Here is an 18,957-nt window from a genome sequence, read left to right as displayed (position 1 = left end):
TTTTTCTTGTGTGCAAATATAATCATTATAAATTAAATTGCAATTGGTAAAGAAAAAGATTTTTATCATATTTGCAATATTATTAAAAACCGCAGGCGGCTACCCAGAAAAAAGCCTTATGTAGCACGACTTTTACGATAGATTATGAAGACAATAAATCCGCTTTCTGAATACCAACCCAGCACCCCTTTAGCCCTCTCCATCGGAATGTTTGATGGCGTGCACTTAGGACACCAAAGCCTTATTAAACGACTGAATACCATTGCTAAAGAAAAAAATCTAAAGTCTGCTATTCTCTCTTTTTGGCCACATCCTAAGTTGGTTTTTCAGCCTCAATCTGACCTACAACTGCTCAATACTTTAGATGAAAAAAAGGCGCTTTTGGAAAGTTTTGGTATGGATTATTTTCTGCTTCAAGATTTTACCGAAGCGTTTAGAAATCTATCTGCGGAAGATTTTATTGAGCAAATTTTGGTACGCCAACTGCAAGTTAAACACCTTATTGTAGGGTACGACCACCGTTTTGGGAAAAATCAAACTGGAAATTTTGAGCTATTGAAGGCTCTGGCGCCTCGGTTAGGTTTTGAAGTGGAGCAACAGGAAGCCATTGCTTTAGAAAATCAGAATATCAGCTCCACAAAAATCCGAAATGCGCTACTGGCAGGCGATATCCTGCAAGCCAATGCGATGTTGGGCTATCCTTATTCCATCAGCGGTGCTGTGATCCACGGGAAGAAAATCGGGCGCACCATAGGCTATCCTACTGCTAATATTGAGGTGCCTCCACATCAATTATTGCCTAAAAAAGGGGCTTATATTGTGGAAGTTCTGGTGCAGGGACAACTTTATAAAGGAATGCTCAGCGTGGGTACCAATCCTACTGTCAATGGTACTCAAATGAGTGTAGAGGTTTATATTTTAGATTTTGATGCTTCTATTTATGGCGAAACCATCACGGTGAAATTTAGAGATTTCCTACACGAAGAGATTAAATTTGACGGTCTGGAAAACCTCATCAAAAAATTAGATGATGATAAAATCCGAACGCAAAATTTTAAATTCTAAATAGATTTCAGCCTCTAAAAAACTTTCTTCTCATCAAAAATAAAGGCGATTTCTTTATTCTCCATTCTGAGAATGCAAATGTTGCTGTTGCTTTTTCGTGAGTTTTTTAACCACCTCTTGATAAGAATGATCTATCAATTCTCGGACTAAGGCGTTCGGAAGATCCTCTGCCTCCACAGTGTTCCAATGTTTTTTATTCATATGGTAGGCTGGATAAATTGCGGAATACTCAGCTCTTAATTCCTCACTCCATTCGGGGTTTGTTTTCAGGTTAATTTTCAGTGGATAAGTAGAGAGAAATGCCAATAGGAATACTTTCCCTTGTACCTTAAACACCAAAATATCATCACCGAAAGGGAAGCCTTCCGTTACGCCAGCTTTGGCAAGAGCATAGGTTCTGATGTCTTCTATATTCATCGTTTTTTTATTAAAACAATCCCGAAAAGTGGTAGCACATTTCAGGATTGTGGGTGTGGTTTATCCTTGGCTTTGATGATAATAAGCCAACATTTTATAATAGAGTTTTGCGGCTAAAAAGGCGGTTGGTTTTGCCATTGGAGAGTCCATCAGCTCCACGATATCAAACGCCACCACATTGCATTTTTCAAATACCCTTTTTAGAAGTTCCAAAGTAGGATACCACTGCAATCCGCCTGGCTCTGGCGTACCCGTAGAAGGCGCTATGGCAGGGTCAAACGCATCTAAATCTATGGTGATGTACACATTGCCCGAAACTTTTTCTAAAACATCATCTATCCAGTCTTCTTTCTTCGCGATTTGGTGTGCCCAAAAGCATTGCCCTTCGGGTACATACTGCATTTCTTCAATATCACAAGAGCGGATGCCCACTTGCACCAAATTGTGCTTCTGGCGGGCTTCAAAAACGGCGCACGCGTGGTTAGAGGTAGAGCCGTGGAACTCTGGTCTTAGGTCTGTATGGGCGTCTAACTGGAGTACCGTTAGGTTTTCAAACTTCTCGCCCACCGCACGGATAGAGCCGATAGAAACGGAATGCTCGCCACCGAAAAGCGTGAATAATTTACCCTCGTTGTTTAGGAGTTCTTTGGTTTTTTGATACACGGCTTCCGTCATCGCCTCTGGGGAAGCATCTTCCGTAACTGCACCAGCGAGGTAAACGCCTTGTTTATAAGGCTCCGAAGCGGTTTCTATATCATAAAGTTCCATATTTTCTGAGGCATCTAAAAAAAGTTCAGGACCTTTGTCCGCGCCTTTGCCCCAAGTGGAAGTGCCATCATAAGGCACCGTTAAAAGCATCACCTTAGAATGGTCTAATGTGGCATTTTCTTCTGGAATTCCTGCGTATGTTTTCATTATTTTAATTGATTTATATTGTTATATTTTATTTCTACCGACTACAATTAGGTTTTTACCCATTACAATTGGATTTTCACCCGTTACAATTGGATTTTCACCCGTTACAATTGGATTTTCACCCGTTACAATTGGGTTTTTACCCATTACAATTGGATTTTCACCCGTTACAATTGAGTTTTCACCCATTACAGTTGTTTTTTTACCGACTACATTTGAATTTATTTTAAACAAAATTTAATTTTAAGGCAAAAATATAATATATTAATTTAAAATTTATCATTTTAAACGCCAAATACTGACCATTCCATTATCAGCAATTTTGGTATGATGGGCTTTAAACTTCTGAACCTCATCAGGGCTACTTTCTTTAAAACAAAAACGATGCACCACTAACACCTTCGGCTGATGGTAAGCCACTTCCTTTGGAATGGTGTAATTGAGGTTGTCATGTTGGAGCCTATAAGCATACTGTTTAGTCCCTATCAATGGGGTGTTGTAGCCATAATGAGAGAGCACCATATAGCGCTGCCCCGCATATTGGTCAATCATTTTTTTACTCTTACGGAAGTCGGAAATGACCCAATCCGTTTCTCGCATTTGGCTATAATTAGAATACTGCAAATAGCCCGTATATGCCATCGCCCCCAACATCAGCGCCAATAGCGTTCTTTTATGGTTTTGCTTTTTAAAAACGAAATCTGGGAGGGAAAAGACCATCAGCACCACGACCATCGTCAGGAACGGTAGCCAAGTGTCCAAAGCATAATAATTGTGCACGCTAAGACTCCAAGACATCAGCAAAGTGTAACCCAAAACGCCTAAGAAATAAATACCCACCAATATCAACAAATGGTTATGTTGCGGATTTCGTCCGTATTTAAAGTAGAAATAAATCAGTACCAAGCCCACTAAACAATGGAAAATCGGCATAAAACGGATGCCGTAATGTATCGCAATAACCCTCAAATTCGCCCAAAGTTCTGCCCAAGTTTCTGCCACAATGGGATGATTTAAAAACACCGAGCCGTAGTGGATTTGTAAATATTGATTGTATATAAAGTAAGCCAGCACCACCCCCAAAGAGGCGCAAACCACCAATAAATTGATGCGGTATTTTTTACTCATCAGCGCTAAATACGCCATATAAACCAACAACGCCAAAATGATAATGGTATGGGTAAACCTCATCAGCGCTGCCAAAGTGAGGAAAAACATCCCTATAATAAAGAATTTGAGTTTCCTTCCTTTAAAGTAATAGATGAAAAAACTGAGCGCCATCAGCACCGTGCTAAACGCCGCCATAGACACATGGAACCCCGATTGGTAATACACAAAAATAGGCTGCGAGACGATCAACACCCCCACGAAAATAGCGGCATAGTTGTTCTTCAAAACCGCAATAGCACGGTAAAGAAAAAACAACCCTACCCAACTCCACACCAAAGAAACACTACGGAATACCACGGGCGCATCGGTGTGGAATAACTTCATCATCAGTGCCACGAGGTAATGCAAAATAGGGAAATCCACCGCAGTAATGCCTTGCGGATTTTCTACGACAGCCTTAGGCGGAAATTGATGGTTCAAGGTAAATGATCTCGGGTGAAAAAAATCAAAACTATTGTCTAAAAACCCCAAAGCAACGGCATAGTGATCACTCTGCGCCCAAGCGTGCTCCCCAAAAGGATATTGGGTAATATCATAACCGTGGAACAACAGACCAGGCAAAATAATAAATAATAAAAAGTAATAATATTTAATATTTTCGGAGGCTTGGGTGGTTTTCATAAGTTTATTTTTTTAGTATCCTACTAATTTCAGCACCTCTTCTGGGTTTTGTTTATCTCGGAAAATCTCGTATTGGAAATTCCCCTCTTCATCTTTGGTGATGAGAATATGCCTTGGCTGCGGTATCAAACAATGGTGCGCACCGCCATAACCGCTGATGCTCTCTTGATAAGCACCTGTATTAAAAAAGCCGATGTAGAGCGGTTTGGTATCACTAAACACGGGGAGATAAATGGCATTAGTATGCTGTTCTGAGTTATAATAATCATCAGAATCACAGGTCAAGCCACCCAAGAACACGCGCTCATAGCTGTCTTCCCATCGGTTGAGTGGGAGCATAATAAAGTGCCGAGAAATCGCCCAAGTATCGGGTAAAGTCGTCATAAAACTACTGTCTATCATATCCCATTTTTCACGGTCGTTCTGGCGCTTTTGGCTGATGATTTGGTAAAGATTAGCCCCGCTCTCGCCCACCGTAAAGGAGCCAAATTCTGTGTAAATATTAGGTTCTTCCACGCCTTCTTCCTCACAGAATTTTTTGATTTGTGAAACAATTTCGTTCACCATATACTCATAATCGTAATCAAAATTAAGGGAAGTTTTAATCGGAAAACCACCGCCAATATTGAGGGAATCCACCTCTGGTGCGATCTTTTTTAGCCTTGCATAAACGCGGAGACACTTAAATAATTCGTTCCAATAATAGGCGGTATCCTTAATCCCTGTGTTGATGAAAAAGTGAAGCATTTTCAGTCTGGCATTCGGGTGTTCTGCAATTTTCTGGCTGTAATAAGGGATAATATCCTTGTAGCCAATCCCCAACCGAGAGGTATAAAATTCAAACTTTGGCTCCTCCTCAGAGGCAATTCTAATCCCGATATTAAAAGTAGAATCTATGCTCTCCGTGAGTTTATCCAATTCTCTATAATTATCTAATATCGGCGTGATATTCTCAAAACCATCATTGATTAAATCTGAAATCTTTTCAAGATAATCATCAGTTTTAAAGCCATTGCAAATTACCTCTATATTTTTATCTACTTTTCCTTTTTCGTAGAGGCGTTTTACGATATCCATATCAAAAGCCGAAGAAGTTTCTAAACTAATATCATTTTTAAGCGCTTCTTCTAACACAAATGAAAAATGACTGGACTTAGTACAATAGCAATAGCGGTAAGTATTTTTGTATTCGTTTTTTTGGATGGCTTCTGCAAACCATTTTTTAGCACGCTGGATATTTTGGGAAATTTTGGGGAGATAACTGACCTTTAAAGGCGTTCCAAATTTCTCCACCACCTCCATCAAGTTGATGCCGTGAAAATGAAGGCTCTCTGCTTCGTACGAAAATTCTTCTTGTGGAAAATATAAAGTCTGGTCTATCAGCTCAGCGTATTTAATCTTCATAGTATTGCATAAATTTTAGATATGCAAAAATGCTAAAAAAAGTTGATTTAATACGCTACAAATGATTTTTTTTCGGTATAAAAACAATGCTTTTTATGAAATGAGAAAATAGCGCGCCTCGGCGGTGCAAAATCAGGTTTTTCCTATAAAAATAAGCAATGCTCCACAGCGGTATTCAATCGTGATTTTGTTTTCTATCGCCCTATTTCTGGTGCCTATGCGCTCGGTGATATCCAAAACACCATCATTGAGCTGCCACTGGAGCCCTTGCGTGGTAATACCCTCCGCCTTCGGAAAAGGATACAAAGAAATCATCTTCCCTTTAACGCCTTGGATTTCAAAAAATGGAGGAATGAAAAAATACTGCGCATATTCATCTTCAAAGACAATATCCATCACCGCTCTAAAACGATACGCCACGCTTAAATTACCTAAAAAATGGTCTTGCTCTCCCCCACTGCCGCCATACACCACAACTTCGCGAATGCCTTTGGCTTTCAGAATATCCAAAGCTTTATAAAAATCGGTGAAATCTTGGTCTGGTGTATATATCATCTTCCGCCGAACTTCTTCGGGAATATCTTGCACTCCTGCATAAGAATCCCAATCGCCAGAAATAAAATCTATCCGCTCTATATCCAGCATTTTTTTGAGATAATGGTAAGCGCCATCGGTGCAGGCGACCATCGTTTCAGGCGAAATATCGGGCAATTGCTTCGGCGGCGTACCATTGATGAATAGGAGAGCTTTGGTCTTCATCGTTGTTTATTTCAGGCGTTCGCTGGGGTTCCAAAATTCTTCTGGTTCGCCTTGCACTTTGGAAATATACCGTGCCAAAACAAATAAATAATCCGACAAACGGTTGAGGTATTTGATCAATATCGCTCGAACTTCCTCTTCTTGGGACAAAGCCACCAATGCGCGCTCGGCTCTTCGGCAGATGGTTCTTGCGGCGTGCAAATGCGTGGCAGCCTTTCCACCTCCAGGCAAAATAAAAAATTGTAACGGTTCCAATTGCTCATCCCAAGCATCCATCCACTGTTCCAATTGCTCTACTTCTGCCTCATCAATAGTTAGCGGCAAGCGCCATTTGCCATTGGCTAACTTCATTTTATCAATAGGGGTTGCTGCTTCGGAGCCTACTGTAAATAAATCAAATTGTATAATTTTCAGTTGGTGCAGCACCGCCTCATCGTGGATATAAGATTTTGCAATGCCTATAAAAGCGTTGAGCTCATCAATCGTGCCGTAAGATTCTACCCGCAGCGAAGCCTTAGACACTCTACGACCGCCATAGAGCGCCGTTTCGCCTTTATCTCCTGTTTTGGTGTATATTTTCATTGTGATGGTTAAGGGTTAAATTTTTTCAAATCTAAAGTTTTCACCTAAGTACGCCTGTCTCACTTCTGGATCGTTGGCTAAATCCTCTGGAAGACCTTCTTTGAGAATCCGCCCTTCAAACATAATATAGGTTTTATTGGTAATGGCGAGGGTTTGCTGCACATTGTGATCAGTAATCAAAATGCCGATGTTCTTTTTAACCAAAGAGCGTACTATTTTCTGAATATCTTCCACCGCAATAGGGTCTACGCCCGCAAATGGCTCATCTAAAAGGATGAAATTTGGGCTGGTCGCAAGGCATCTCGCTATTTCGGTACGGCGCCTTTCGCCTCCAGAGAGGAGGTCGCCACGGTTTTTGCGAACATGCTCTAATGAAAATTCCTCAATCAGCTCATCGCACTTTTTGCGTTGTTCTTTTTTGGACAATTTGGTCAGCTCTAAAACACCCATAATATTGTCCTCCACCGATAATTTCCTAAACACCGATGCCTCTTGTGCCAAATAACCTATGCCTTTCTGCGCTCTGCGGTACATCGCGTCTTGGGTAATATCGTGCTCATCTAAAAAAACATGACCTTTGGTGGGTTTCACTAAGCCCACAATCATATAAAAAGTCGTGGTTTTCCCTGCGCCATTAGGACCTAAGAGCCCCACAATTTCGCCTTGTTTTACCTCTATGGAAACACCTTTGACTACTTTTTTAGGACCGTATTCTTTGATTAAATTTTCGCCTCTTAAAATCATAGGGACAAATATAACGATATTTATTGAAAGAAAAGCTTGCCCACGATGAGAGTTCGGGCATAAAAACAAAAAAATCCATCTCTCAAAAGAAATGGATTTTAAGCGATCCGGACGGGGCTCGAACCCGCGACCACCTGCGTGACAGGCAGGTATTCTAACCAGCTGAACTACCGGATCTAAAAATGTATTAACCTAAAAACGCGATCCGGACGGGGCTCGAACCCGCGACCACCTGCGTGACAGGCAGGTATTCTAACCAGCTGAACTACCGGATCTTTGATGATTGCATTATTCTAAATATTGTATCTGTACGCTTATCTGAATAATGTGGTTGCAAAAGTAATACTTTTTATAATACCAACCAAGTTTTTTGCTAAAAAAAACACCTTTATTTCTAAAGGCGTTGTAAATCAGAAGATTTATTTTTTATAAGTGGGCAGATAACTTCTCTGCAATCACCTCTTTTGGCGATACACCAACCAATTTATCCACGACTTCTCCATTTTTAAAAATCAATACTGTAGGGATATTTCTGATGCCGTACTCCATAGCTACTTGTTGGTTATTGTCTACATCTACCTTACCCACAACCGCTTTTCCTTCAAAATCGTTAGAAAGCTCATCTACGATAGGCGCTAACATTCTGCACGGTCCGCACCATACTGCCCAAAAGTCTACCAATACTGGCTTTTCTGATGCTAATACTACTTCTTTAAAATTATTGTCTGTAATTTCTAATGCCATAATAATCTCAATTTTTATGTTTTTATTTAATGTTTTTTAATACGCAAATATAAGGTATTATTCTTAAAATTTCATCAATAGTGATGATTGTTATCTTCTATAATTCGGCTTGTATTTCTTGCAAAGCCTTGACCAGAGCGTCTATTTCGGCACGCGTGGTCTGGTGGCTAAAGGAAACTCTCAGCGGCGTGGTTTGCTCCATTTCCTTTTCATCTAAAACCATCATCATCACCATAGAAGGCTTGCTGGCGCCTGAACTACAGGCACTTCCTTGAGAAATCGCAATCCCCTTCATATCCAACTGCAAGCTGAGCAACGGATTTTTAAACGGCAACAATACACTCAAAACTGTGTAAAGACTTTGGTCTGCCTCGGCGCTTCTTCCGTTGAATTTAACCCCTGGAATATGGGCTGATAATTGCTCTATTGCATAATCTTTTATCGCTTGAATTTGCTTTTGGTAGTCTTCCAGATGATTTAAGGAAATTTCTAATGCCTTCCCTAATCCTACAATACCGCACACATTTTCGGTACCTGCACGGAGGTTTCGCTCCTGAGGGCCGCCAGTAATCAAGGCTTTTAAACCTGATGATTTTCTTACAAATGCAAAGCCAGCCCCCTTAGGTCCGTGGAATTTATGAGCACTACACGATGCAAAATCCACTGGAATTTCGGTAAAATCTAAATCCAAATGGGCAACGGTTTGCACGGTATCAGAATGGAATAAAGCGCCATTTTCTCTGCAAATTTCAGCAATTTTCTTTATATTGGTCAGGTTGCCAATCTCGTTATTGGCGTGCATTAGGGAAACCAAAGTTTTCTTATCCGATTGTTTTAACGCTTTCTCCACTTGCTCTGGTTCTATGTCGCCGTGGGCATTGGGACGGATATAAACCAAATCTACGCCCTTGCGTTTTTTCATTTCTAAGCAAGTTTCTGCCACGCATTTATGCTCCAATGGCGAAGAGATAATCCGCTCCACCCCCAAGTGCTCTACGCAAGATTTGATAATCATATTATTAGACTCTGTGCCACAAGAGGTAAAGATAATCTCGCCTGGCTGTACCTTTAGGGCCTCTGCCACTTGGCGCCTTACGGCTTCTATCTTGGTTTTCGCCTCTTGCCCGATGCTATGCGTAGAAGAAGGATTGCCATACTGGGCGCGCATAGATTCCACCATTTCCTGTATAACCTCCTCTAATAGAGGCGTGGTAGCCGCATTATCTAAATATATTTTTTCCATTATTTTAAAATAACATTTTTAAATTCATAATTTTCAGGGACAGAAAATATCATATATGGCGTAGAAATCACTTGTATTGCCATTTCTCTATCTGGAGATTGAGATGGTGGTGATTTTTTAATTTTAACCTCTAAAACGCCATCTACCACCTGCGTACTTTCTATTCCCTTAGGCTGATGATCACCAGAACGGAACTCCCCTAAGTTGAACAAAATGACTTTCTGATGCTCTGGAAATTTTAATTGAGGTTCCGCTGATGACAGCCCATCTTGCAGCACCATCTGATTGCCTTGTATGGCTTGATTGAGTTCGGTTTGATTATTCAATATTTTAAATCCGCGCTGTTGGCTCCCGCCAGTAAACGCCGAATAGAATAAAAACTCTTGCTCGGAAAAAGCTGTGGTTGTTGCGTTATTTTCTACCATTGCCATTGTTTTTTGCTTTTGGGGCGTGCACATCATAAAGAGGCTTAAACTCCCGATTAAAAATAAACTTTTCATAATTGTAGTGATTTTGGTGCTAATATACAAAAAAATAATCTACTCGTGAAAAAACTGGTAGAAGCCTTCGTTTGCCCATTGGAGCATCGGTTGATCGCCCTGAGTATCACCAAAAGCAATGCTTTTATCGTATTTTAAATGAGCTACTTGCTGTTTGATCCGCACTACTTTTTCTTCGCCATTACAGTTTTTGGTTTTAAATTTTCCTGTAAAAACATCATTTTCAAAGGCGGCTTCCGTGGCGATAAGTTGCATCTTTAATGCTTCGGCAAAGGGCTTGACCCAAATATCTAACGATGCCGTAACTATATAAGCATAAGTCTGCGCTCTATCCATATTCGCGATGAAATCTAAGGCGTTGGCTCTAAAAATTTGAGGATAATATTTCTCAAAAAAAGCTTGAGATTTCGCTTCTAATTGTGATTTTGTCTCACCTTTGAGAACGGCACCTATAAAACTTTCCTTAACGCTCTGAGCGCTGAGCAACTTCATTTTCAGCAATATAAACAACGGCAAATGCAGAACAAAACACCGCCAATATTTCCTCGGATTGTAGAATTTTAGATAGAGAAACATCGTGTCTTTGGTGGTGAGGGTGCCATCAAAATCAAAGAGGTAAAGTTTTTTCATAGGGCACTTTTGGGCTACTTAGAGTTTTAGCTTTTTGAAGATAAATTCTGGTATATTCTTAATAATTTGCATAATCACCCACCAAATTGGTAATACATAGATGATATTTTTTTGCTTTTTGTAGGCTTTATAAATACAATCTGCGGCTTGTTTAGGCGTAGCGGTTAGTTTAGGATTAAGAGGCATTCCTTCCGTCATTTTGGTTGCCATAAAACCTGGTTTTACCGTCATCACATGCACTTTATGAGGGTACAAATAATTCCGAAGCCCACTGAGATAAGCCGTAAGCCCTGCCTTTGCACTACCATAGATAAAATTACTCTGCCTGCCTCGGTCACCCGCCACAGAAGAAAGCACAATCATCTGCCCTGTTCTTTTAGACGCCATTTTTTCAGCAAAATAGTTAAGCACTGGTACCAACTTCGCATAATTGATATTGATGATGGCTTCGGTGTTTTTGTGTTTTAAAAGTCCTTCATCTGTCCCTTGTCCCAAGTAGCCCGAGGCACAAAATAACAAGTCCGAATCCACATTTTCTAATGCTGACCAATCCAAAGGCTGCATTAAATCTAATGCTATCACTTGGCTATTTTGTAAATATTTGGCTTCTATATGGCGAGCCAATTTTTCCGTTGTTTCCACATTGGAAGTCAGCAAATATAAGTTTTCAAACCGCTGTCCTTCGGATAAAACTTTCTCTACAAAGGCTTGTGCTACCTCAGAATTACTGCCTAATACAATCATAAATTTGGTTTTAAGATTCTCTTTTTAATAAGTAGTTTGCCAGTTCTACAAATGGGCGTTTTTTGTCCTCTGGGAGGTTGATTTCTTTAAGGTAATCTTGCCCTATTTGGTTGTGTTTTTGTATCAAGCGGAGGACTTTCTCATCTACGCGGGTTCTTCTGAAAATCTTCTCTACGCCGTAGACTTTGTCTATATTATCTGTTTTTTTGGAGTACCAATAATTGAGCTCTCGGCGCTCCTCATCGTTGGCATGCTCCATTGCGAGGAGGTAAAGGGCGGTTTTCTTATTTTCAAAAATATCGCCAGCGTGCTTCTTCCCAAATTGCTCTTGGTTGCCGAAGACATCTAAATAATCATCCATAATCTGGAAGGCGATCCCGATATGTTTCCCAAATTGATAGAGTGCCTCTGCTTCTTTTTCTGTTGCTCCCGCAATCATCGCACCTATTTTAAACGATGCCGCGCTCAGCACGCCTGTTTTATAGGTAATCATCTGGATATAATCTTCGTAAGTTACATTTTTATCGGTTTCAAAATTGACATCCATCTGTTGACCTTCGCATAGCACAGCGCCTGTTTCCGAAAACAAAGACACGCATTTTTTAAATAATTCCGGTTCTAAATCTTCAAAAAATTGATAAGCTTTGATGAGCAAGGCATCGCCAGAGAGAATGCCGACATTTATACCGTGCAGCGTGTGGATGGTCGGTTTACCTCTTCGGAGGGGGGCTTCATCCATAATATCATCGTGAATTAGGGTGAAGTTATGGAACAGCTCTATGGCTAAAGCAGGTTTCATCGCTAAGTCTAAATCGCCGCCGAAAAGCTCGCAACCCATAAGCACCATAATTGGTCTAAGGCGCTTGCCACCGTGCGACATAATATAGTTAATAGGGGCATAGAGCTCCTTTGGGGTTTCCGTAAACTCATATTGCGCCACCGCCTTGGCTACCAAATCTTGATACTGGTCTAAAATCTTCATAGGATATAAAATATAAGGCACAAAAATAATGAAAATACTTAGAAATTAAGTTTTGTTTCTGATTAAAATTAACATCATCAAGAATCAACTTCGTATTTTTCAACTTTGGTGAAATACAAAAATACCTCCCAATATTGAGAGGTATTTTCTTAATTTATTCTAAAAAACGGTGTCTCCCTACCCTTTTCTTTCCAAAACTTCATCTACCATACCATATTCTTTGGCTTCGGTGGAGGTCATCCAATAATCTCTGTCGGAGGATTTTTCTACCCATTCATAGGACTGCCCAGAGTGGTGAGAGATGATGTCGTAAAGTTCTTTTTTCAACTTGAGCATCTCGCGTAGGTTGATTTCCATATCGCTGGCAACGCCCTGTGCACCGCCACTTGGCTGGTGTATCATCACTCTGGAATGTTTAAGCGCCGAGCGTTTCCCTTTTTCCCCTGCCACTAATAGCACGGCTCCCATAGAGGCTGCCATACCTGTACAAATGGTGGCTACATCGGGTTTGATGATTTGCATAGTGTCATAGATTCCTAAGCCTGCATACACGCTTCCGCCTGGGGAATTGATGTAAATCTGAATATCTTTATTAGGATCTGCACTTTCTAAAAACAGTAACTGTGCCGTCACAATATTCGCCACTTGGTCATCTATCCCTGTGCCTAAAAAGATGATTCTATCCATCATCAAACGGGAGAATACATCCATCTGTGCCACATTGAGACGGCGCTCTTCCATAATATAAGGTGTAAGGTTGGTAGGGTTAAACATCCCCATATATTGGTCGGTTGCTAAGCCATTATTTCCTAAATGCTTAACTGAGAAGTCTCTAAATTCTTTTTTAATATCCATAATTGTTGAGTATTTTTATTGTGGTCTATCTTGTCAAATTTTATTCCTTATTATAAAAACAGACATTCTGTCATATCACGCGGTATAAATCTTGGTCTAATTGGTTTTTAAGTTGGGTCAATTTAATAATTTTCTGATATATCTCGGTTTTATCTTCGGCATCTGTGGCTTTTAGAGTGCTAATCATTTTCATCACATACTCTCTTTTATAGCGATAGATGGTATCTCGCACCAGTTTAGAAACGCTAAATTCCTTAGGTTTCATATGGATGTTATGCTTAGACCAATCGCTGAGTTGGTAAGGCTCTATTAAGACCGACGCTACCCTTTCGGTAATCTCTTCATCCATCAAAGTTCTGAAAAAATAATCCGTTCTCAGCTCACCCTGGGTTATGCCCTGCTCTATTTCTTCAATGATTTTTTGGTTCGTTGGCGACTGCACCTCACAATCATCTTCCTTTATCGTGCGGATAATTTCCTCAATTACCGTGGTTTGATAAGGCTCATTTTCAGAGGTTTTAAGGTCAATAATCTGCGTGCCATATTTAAGCATCATCTCCACCAGTTGTTCCTCCAAATACAAAAGTGCGGTCTGCGCTTTCTCTTCGGCAGGTGCCAAAATTTCCAGCTTGGGCGGCAAGGATTGTGGAGAAGTTGGCATTTTTTTATGTCCGTGCTCTTTGTCTTTAATCTGTTTCTGGATGCCCAATTCATTGAACAGAGACTGTTCCGAAAGTCCAAATTTATTGGAAATCTCTTTAAGGTAAATTTCTTGTTTGAGGACATTATCCACAAACGCCACCGATTTCACAATATCTCGTATGGCTTCCGCTTTTCGGATGGGGTCGTTTTCGGTATCTTTGAGGAGAATTTCGGCTTTAAAATCGATAAAATCTTGAGCATTCTCTCTGATAAATTGCTCCACCACCTCTCGTGGATGCTTGCGTGAGAAAGAATCGGGGTCGTCACCATCTGGGAAGAGCAGCACCCTAATATTCATCCCCTCCGCTAAGAGTAAATCAATGCTTCGGAAGCTGGCTTTGATCCCTGCAGCATCGCCATCAAAAAGGATGGTCACATTCTCTGTAAGCCTTTTAATCAGTTTGATTTGCTCCACCGTGAGCGCCGTTCCAGAGCTTGCCACCACATGCTCTATACCCGCTTGGTGGAGAGCAATCACATCCATATAGCCTTCCACCAAAAGGCAAAGGTTATTTTTAGAAATGGCTTGCTTGCTTTGGCTAAGCCCGTAGAGCACATTAGACTTGTGATAGATATCCGTTTCTGGGGAATTGAGGTACTTGGCAGCCTTAACATTAGATTTCAAAATCCGAGCGCCAAAGCCCAGCACACGCCCAGAGAAACTATGGATAGGGAACATCACACGCTCACGAAATCTGTCCACGCCCTCTGGCGAATATTCCGAGAATAACGACAAGCCTGATTTTTCTAAAATCTCCTTCGTATAGCCTTTGGATAGGACATATTCTGTGAAGGCATTTTTCTGCATCGGTGAATAACCGAGTTGGAATTTTCGGATAATCGCCTCTCTGAGTTCTCGCTCTTTGAAATAGGAAAGCCCAATGGCACGCCCTTCCTCGGTATCCCACATTTGCTCTTGAAAGTAGTGATTCGCTACCTCGTGGATTTTGTAGAGCAAATCTTTCTCGTTTTGGAGGTTTTTCTCCTCCTCGCTGAGTTCCCTGTGGTGTTCCTCTATCTCTATACCGTATTTTTTGGCGGCATATCTAAGGGCTTCTGGATAAGAGAAATTCTCAATTTCCATTAAAAAAGAAATGGCTGTACCGCCCTTCCCCGAAGAAAAATCTTTCCAAATCTGTTTAGATGGCGACACCACAAAGCTCGGCGTTTTCTCATCTACAAAAGGACTGAGCCCCTTATAGTTAGAGCCCGCCCTTTTGAGTTGCACATATTCGCCGATGATTTCTTCAACCCTAACGGCAGCAAAAATCTTGTCTATGGTCTCTTTGGTAATCAATAGAAATACAGATTTTTATCAATAAATCAAGTTGATGTTTTTATTTATCTGAAGCTTTGGTGTCTTTGCCAAAAAACATTTTGATAATCACTGGTGCGGTGGTAATGACCACGATAAAGAGGATGATGAGCTCTAAATGTTTCTTCAAATCAATATTAAACTGGTCAAGGAACAATTTATCCAAATAATGCCCCGCAAAAATAAGCGAAAACGCCCAAGCCACAGCCCCAATGATGTTGTAAAGCATAAATTTACCTTTCTCCATTCCTACAATCCCTGCAACAATAGGCGCAAAAGTCCTTACAATCGGTAAAAACCGTGCTGCGATGATGGCAATTCTACCGTGTTCTTCGTAAAAATCGTGGGCTTTAAAAAGGTATTTCTTTTTGAAAAGGAAAGAATCTGGTCTTTCGTAGAGGGCAGGACCGCTCTTTTTACCAAACCAATAGCCCACCATATTGCCCAAAATGGCTGCCAAGGCAATGGCACTGGCTAAAATCACGGTGCATAGGAAATCGTTTTCTACAATGCCAAAGGTTTCTTTAACCATAGGCACGGCGTAAATTCCTGAGATGAACAGCAAACTATCACCAGGTAAGAAAAACCCTACAAAAAGTCCCGTTTCCGCAAAAATAATGAATAAAACCAACCATAAACCACCTATTTTGATATAAAATTCTGGGTTTAGTAAATCTTTCCAACTTTCAAAATGTTCCATAAATATTTGTTATGCTACAAAAGTAATTATTTTAATTAGGATTTAAGAAATGTCTCGTTTTTTTAACACATTTTATAATTCTAAATCGTCATCAGAAACCGCTGTGCCATCAGCCATTAAAAAGGCTTTTAGGAAAGGTGTAATCTCGCCATTCATCACGGCATCTACATCCGAGGTTTCATAGCCAGAGCGGACATCTTTCACCAGTTTATAAGGGTGCATCACATAGTTTCTAATCTGGCTGCCCCATTCTATTTTCATTTTATTGGCTTCTATCTCGTTGCGGGCTTTCATCCGCTCCTCTAACTCTATTTCGTAGAGCCTTGATTTAAGGAGTTGCAGGGCTTTTTCCTTATTCTGAAGCTGCGAACGGCTTTCGGAGTTTTCAATGATAATGCCCGTAGGCGCGTGCCTTAGCCGAACTGCCGTTTCCACCTTGTTCACATTCTGCCCACCAGCGCCAGAGGCTCGCATCGTTTCAAAGCTGATGTCGGCAGGGTTAATGTGGATTTCAATAGAATCATCCACCAAAGGGTAAACATACACGGAGGCAAAGCTGGTATGGCGCTTGGCATTGCTATCAAACGGCGAGATGCGCACCAAACGATGCACACCGTTTTCCCCTTTCAGGTAGCCAAAAGCATAGTCGCCATCTATCTCCAGAGTTACGGTTTTGATGCCCGCTACATCGCCTTCTTGGAAGTTGAGCTCCTTGATTTTGTATCCGTTTTTCTCTGCCCACATCAGGTACATTCGCATCAGCATAGATGCCCAGTCGCAACTTTCGGTGCCGCCTGCGCCTGCAGTAATCTGGAGCACGGCAGAGAGTTCATCGCCCTCGTTAGAAAGCATATTTCTGAACTCCAAATCTTCCACTTTTTCTAATAAAATAGGGTAAGCGGTTTCCAACTCTTGCGCGCTCTCGGGGTCTTCTTTGGCGAATTCCATTAAAACCTGCAAATCTTCTAACCGAGTGTGGATTTCTTCATAATCTTCCACCCATTTTTTTTTGTTTCTCAGCTGTTTTAGGAAGGTTTCGGCTTCTTTGGGCTGGTTCCAAAATTCTGGAGCAGCGGTTTTCTCATCATCATTGATGATTTCTATTTTCTTCTTATCAACTTGGAGGTATTTATATAAATCAGCTATTCTGTTCTGAATTGATTTAAACTGGTCAGATGTAATCACGGATGGTAAAATTTCCGCAAAAATAGGGATTTTTTTAATAGTTAAAAAGTTTCTGATGTACCCCGCGTTCATCTTGTCACTGTGGGCAAGATAGGATCAGACTTCTGCGCAGCGCTATAAAAAATCATCGCTTTTCATTTTTTTACCCCACAATAAAAAGTTATATTTGCGATGTTTTTAAAAATAGACTTACCAATTATGTCACCAATACTTTTATTAGGGATTATTTTAGCCTATTTTGCTATTCTTCTTTGGGTAGCGTTCCGCACGGGGAAAGGAAGTAACAATGATAGTTTTTTTATCGGTAACCGAAATAGCAACTGGATGTTGGTGGCTTTTGGGATGATAGGCACCTCGCTTTCTGGGGTGACTTTTGTGAGTGTTCCTGGGCAGGTGGGCAAAGATAGTTTCCATTATCTGCAAATTACTTTGGGCTATCTTATCGGTTATATTGTGATTGCCTATGTGCTCTTGCCGCTCTATTATCGGCTGAAACTGACTTCTATCTATGGGTATCTGCAACAGCGGCTGGGGCATTTTTCGTATAAATCAGGGGCTTCTATATTTATTGTTTCGCGTTTGGTGGGTGCTACGGCAAGGCTTTATTTGGTGGTGAATATCCTCCAAATTGCTATTCTTGATAATTTAGGCGTGCCTTTTATTTTGACTACGCTCATTATTTTAAGTATGATCATCCTCTACACCTACGAGGGCGGCGTAAAAACCATTGTGTGGACCGATACGCTGCAAACTTCTTGTATGCTTTTAGGCTTGGTGATCTGCACTTTTTATATGCTCAACCATATGGATTTAGGCATTGCTGAAAGTTTTAACGCAATGAGCGCCAAAGGCTATACCCAAATTTTTAATTTCAATGTGAATGAGAAAGGCTTCTTCCTTAAACAAGTTTTGGCAGGCGCATTCATCACCATTACGATGACAGGGATAGACCAAGAGATGATGCAAAAGTCCATCTCTGTGACCAACCTTAAAGATTCTCAAAAAAATATGGTCACCCTTGGGTTTATCCTTTTGGGGGTTATTGGGCTTTTCCTCTATATGGGGGGCTTGCTCCACCTCTATGGCGCACAGGAGGACGTAGCCAGTAGCGGCGATCAGCTTTTCCCAGATATTGCCCTACACCATATGCCGCCATTTATTTCCATTATTTTTATCATTGCCCTTATTTCGGCATTGTTCCCGAGTGCAGATGGGGCGATGACGGCGCTCACCTCTTCGATCTGCATCGATATTTTTGATTTAAAAGATAAAAAAGCCTCTAACGAACATAAAGAAAAGTTTAGAAAACGGGTACACCTCTGGGTGGCATTTTCCTTCTTGGTGATGGTTTTGGTTTTTAAATGGATAGATGACAACTCTATGATTGGGCTCATCTTGAAATTGGCAGGCTTCACTTATGGACCGCTTTTAGGACTGTTCGCTTTTGGTATCTTCACGAAGAGAACCGTAAAAGATGCTTGGGTGCCGTACATTTGTATTGCAGCGCCGCTCTTGTCTTATCTTTTAGACCATTATCAAAGTCTTATTTTTGGAGAATTCCAAATCGGTTTGGAGTTGCTCATCATCAACGGATTGCTGACTTTCTTAGGGCTTTGGCTCATCAGTCAGCCACGCCAGCATTCTTCTCAACTTGATCAATAACAAAAAAATATATCAATA

Annotated in this window: 20 protein-coding genes and 2 tRNA genes; 2 read left to right on the top strand and 20 right to left on the bottom strand. The window is 40.8% G+C overall.

Going from position 1 to position 18,957, the window contains the following annotated elements:
• Positions 1–144: 144 nt before the first annotated feature.
• Positions 145–1,065, top strand: a complete 921-nt coding sequence (locus NYR17_RS04830; protein ID WP_302506924.1) for a bifunctional riboflavin kinase/FAD synthetase — start codon at positions 145–147, stop codon at positions 1,063–1,065.
• A gap of 54 nt (positions 1,066–1,119) precedes the next feature.
• Here the strand turns inward: NYR17_RS04830 and NYR17_RS04825 are convergent, their stop codons facing one another.
• From NYR17_RS04825 to prfB, 20 genes are all read right to left on the bottom strand, one after another.
• Positions 1,120–1,482, bottom strand: coding sequence for an MmcQ/YjbR family DNA-binding protein (locus NYR17_RS04825; RefSeq protein ID WP_302506923.1), 363 nt, complete (start codon positions 1,480–1,482; stop codon positions 1,120–1,122).
• A 60-nt stretch (positions 1,483–1,542) separates the two neighbouring features.
• Positions 1,543–2,397 carry an agmatinase gene (gene speB, locus NYR17_RS04820; RefSeq protein ID WP_302506922.1) on the bottom strand — a complete coding sequence of 285 codons (855 nt, stop codon included), beginning with the start codon at positions 2,395–2,397 and terminating at the stop codon, positions 1,543–1,545.
• Positions 2,398–2,418: 21 nt separating this feature from the next.
• Positions 2,419–2,631: a hypothetical protein gene (locus NYR17_RS04815; RefSeq protein ID WP_302506921.1), complete on the bottom strand. Its 213-nt coding sequence runs from the start codon at positions 2,629–2,631 to the stop codon at positions 2,419–2,421.
• Between the two features lie 45 nt (positions 2,632–2,676).
• Positions 2,677–4,188 (bottom strand): ArnT family glycosyltransferase, encoded by a 1,512-nt coding sequence (locus tag NYR17_RS04810; RefSeq protein ID WP_302506920.1) that lies wholly within the window; start codon positions 4,186–4,188, stop codon positions 2,677–2,679.
• Between the two features lie 12 nt (positions 4,189–4,200).
• A complete protein-coding gene (locus NYR17_RS04805; RefSeq protein ID WP_302506919.1) occupies positions 4,201–5,592 on the bottom strand; it encodes an arginine decarboxylase in 1,392 nt (463 codons plus the stop codon).
• A 132-nt stretch (positions 5,593–5,724) separates the two neighbouring features.
• A complete protein-coding gene (locus NYR17_RS04800; protein WP_302506918.1) occupies positions 5,725–6,351 on the bottom strand; it encodes a thiamine diphosphokinase in 627 nt (208 codons plus the stop codon).
• Between the two features lie 6 nt (positions 6,352–6,357).
• Entirely contained in the window at positions 6,358–6,933 is a 576-nt protein-coding gene (locus NYR17_RS04795) for a cob(I)yrinic acid a,c-diamide adenosyltransferase (protein ID WP_302506917.1), read from the bottom strand.
• Positions 6,934–6,948: 15 nt separating this feature from the next.
• Complete coding sequence (gene lptB / locus NYR17_RS04790) at positions 6,949–7,677, bottom strand: LPS export ABC transporter ATP-binding protein (RefSeq protein ID WP_302506916.1); 729 nt, start codon at positions 7,675–7,677, stop codon at positions 6,949–6,951.
• Positions 7,678–7,780: 103 nt separating this feature from the next.
• Positions 7,781–7,854: transfer RNA gene (locus tag NYR17_RS04785), tRNA-Asp, on the bottom strand.
• 24 nt (positions 7,855–7,878) lie between these two features.
• A tRNA-Asp gene (locus NYR17_RS04780) sits at positions 7,879–7,952 on the bottom strand.
• Between the two features lie 151 nt (positions 7,953–8,103).
• Positions 8,104–8,421, bottom strand: a complete 318-nt coding sequence (trxA, locus tag NYR17_RS04775; RefSeq protein WP_302506915.1) for a thioredoxin — start codon at positions 8,419–8,421, stop codon at positions 8,104–8,106.
• Positions 8,422–8,518: 97 nt separating this feature from the next.
• Complete coding sequence (locus NYR17_RS04770; RefSeq protein WP_302506914.1) at positions 8,519–9,664, bottom strand: cysteine desulfurase family protein; 1,146 nt, start codon at positions 9,662–9,664, stop codon at positions 8,519–8,521.
• On the bottom strand, positions 9,664–10,164 hold the full coding sequence (locus NYR17_RS04765) for a hypothetical protein (protein WP_302506913.1): 501 nt from the start codon (positions 10,162–10,164) through the stop codon (positions 9,664–9,666). The genes NYR17_RS04770 and NYR17_RS04765 overlap by 1 nt, the downstream gene beginning before the upstream one ends.
• Before the next feature lie 39 nt (positions 10,165–10,203).
• On the bottom strand, positions 10,204–10,794 hold the full coding sequence (locus NYR17_RS04760; protein ID WP_302506912.1) for an HAD family hydrolase: 591 nt from the start codon (positions 10,792–10,794) through the stop codon (positions 10,204–10,206).
• Between the two features lie 18 nt (positions 10,795–10,812).
• Complete coding sequence (locus NYR17_RS04755) at positions 10,813–11,538, bottom strand: SDR family NAD(P)-dependent oxidoreductase (RefSeq protein WP_302506911.1); 726 nt, start codon at positions 11,536–11,538, stop codon at positions 10,813–10,815.
• Positions 11,539–11,548: 10 nt separating this feature from the next.
• A complete protein-coding gene (locus NYR17_RS04750) occupies positions 11,549–12,520 on the bottom strand; it encodes a polyprenyl synthetase family protein (protein WP_302506910.1) in 972 nt (323 codons plus the stop codon).
• Positions 12,521–12,697: 177 nt separating this feature from the next.
• On the bottom strand, positions 12,698–13,375 hold the full coding sequence (gene clpP / locus NYR17_RS04745; RefSeq protein WP_302506908.1) for an ATP-dependent Clp endopeptidase proteolytic subunit ClpP: 678 nt from the start codon (positions 13,373–13,375) through the stop codon (positions 12,698–12,700).
• Positions 13,376–13,445: 70 nt separating this feature from the next.
• A complete protein-coding gene (dnaG, locus tag NYR17_RS04740; protein WP_302506907.1) occupies positions 13,446–15,374 on the bottom strand; it encodes a DNA primase in 1,929 nt (642 codons plus the stop codon).
• Between the two features lie 40 nt (positions 15,375–15,414).
• Positions 15,415–16,092 carry a DedA family protein gene (locus NYR17_RS04735; protein WP_302506906.1) on the bottom strand — a complete coding sequence of 226 codons (678 nt, stop codon included), beginning with the start codon at positions 16,090–16,092 and terminating at the stop codon, positions 15,415–15,417.
• 72 nt (positions 16,093–16,164) lie between these two features.
• A complete protein-coding gene (gene prfB, locus NYR17_RS04730) occupies positions 16,165–17,277 on the bottom strand; it encodes a peptide chain release factor 2 (protein WP_302506992.1) in 1,113 nt (370 codons plus the stop codon).
• 198 nt (positions 17,278–17,475) lie between these two features.
• Between prfB and NYR17_RS04725 the strand changes: the two genes are divergently transcribed.
• Entirely contained in the window at positions 17,476–18,939 is a 1,464-nt protein-coding gene (locus NYR17_RS04725) for a sodium:solute symporter (protein WP_302506905.1), read from the top strand.
• Positions 18,940–18,957 lie beyond the last annotated feature (18 nt).

The sequence above is a fragment of the Riemerella columbina genome (assembly GCF_030517065.1).
In the GTDB taxonomy this organism is placed as follows: domain Bacteria; phylum Bacteroidota; class Bacteroidia; order Flavobacteriales; family Weeksellaceae; genus Riemerella; species Riemerella columbina_A.
The sequence above is the reverse complement of the archived record's forward strand: the minus strand, read 5'-3'. Positions and strand labels throughout refer to the sequence as shown.

What these genes read in the sequence shown, in the direction of transcription:
- NYR17_RS04760 (WP_302506912.1), bottom strand. Translation starts at nt 10,794, where the DNA reads ATGAAAAAACTTTACCTCTTTGATTTTGATGGCACCCTCACCACCAAA.
- NYR17_RS04765 (WP_302506913.1), bottom strand. Translation starts at nt 10,164, where the DNA reads ATGAAAAGTTTATTTTTAATCGGGAGTTTAAGCCTCTTTATGATGTGC.
- NYR17_RS04810 (WP_302506920.1), bottom strand. Translation starts at nt 4,188, where the DNA reads ATGAAAACCACCCAAGCCTCCGAAAATATTAAATATTATTACTTTTTA.
- NYR17_RS04795 (WP_302506917.1), bottom strand. Translation starts at nt 6,933, where the DNA reads ATGAAAATATACACCAAAACAGGAGATAAAGGCGAAACGGCGCTCTAT.
- speB (WP_302506922.1), bottom strand. Translation starts at nt 2,397, where the DNA reads ATGAAAACATACGCAGGAATTCCAGAAGAAAATGCCACATTAGACCAT.
- clpP (WP_302506908.1), bottom strand. Translation starts at nt 13,375, where the DNA reads ATGGATATTAAAAAAGAATTTAGAGACTTCTCAGTTAAGCATTTAGGA.
- NYR17_RS04725 (WP_302506905.1), top strand. Translation starts at nt 17,476, where the DNA reads ATGTCACCAATACTTTTATTAGGGATTATTTTAGCCTATTTTGCTATT.
- NYR17_RS04830 (WP_302506924.1), top strand. Translation starts at nt 145, where the DNA reads ATGAAGACAATAAATCCGCTTTCTGAATACCAACCCAGCACCCCTTTA.
- NYR17_RS04825 (WP_302506923.1), bottom strand. Translation starts at nt 1,482, where the DNA reads ATGAATATAGAAGACATCAGAACCTATGCTCTTGCCAAAGCTGGCGTA.
- lptB (WP_302506916.1), bottom strand. Translation starts at nt 7,677, where the DNA reads ATGATTTTAAGAGGCGAAAATTTAATCAAAGAATACGGTCCTAAAAAA.
- trxA (WP_302506915.1), bottom strand. Translation starts at nt 8,421, where the DNA reads ATGGCATTAGAAATTACAGACAATAATTTTAAAGAAGTAGTATTAGCA.
- NYR17_RS04800 (WP_302506918.1), bottom strand. Translation starts at nt 6,351, where the DNA reads ATGAAGACCAAAGCTCTCCTATTCATCAATGGTACGCCGCCGAAGCAA.
- NYR17_RS04805 (WP_302506919.1), bottom strand. Translation starts at nt 5,592, where the DNA reads ATGAAGATTAAATACGCTGAGCTGATAGACCAGACTTTATATTTTCCA.
- NYR17_RS04755 (WP_302506911.1), bottom strand. Translation starts at nt 11,538, where the DNA reads ATGATTGTATTAGGCAGTAATTCTGAGGTAGCACAAGCCTTTGTAGAG.
- NYR17_RS04770 (WP_302506914.1), bottom strand. Translation starts at nt 9,664, where the DNA reads ATGGAAAAAATATATTTAGATAATGCGGCTACCACGCCTCTATTAGAG.
- NYR17_RS04735 (WP_302506906.1), bottom strand. Translation starts at nt 16,092, where the DNA reads ATGGAACATTTTGAAAGTTGGAAAGATTTACTAAACCCAGAATTTTAT.
- NYR17_RS04750 (WP_302506910.1), bottom strand. Translation starts at nt 12,520, where the DNA reads ATGAAGATTTTAGACCAGTATCAAGATTTGGTAGCCAAGGCGGTGGCG.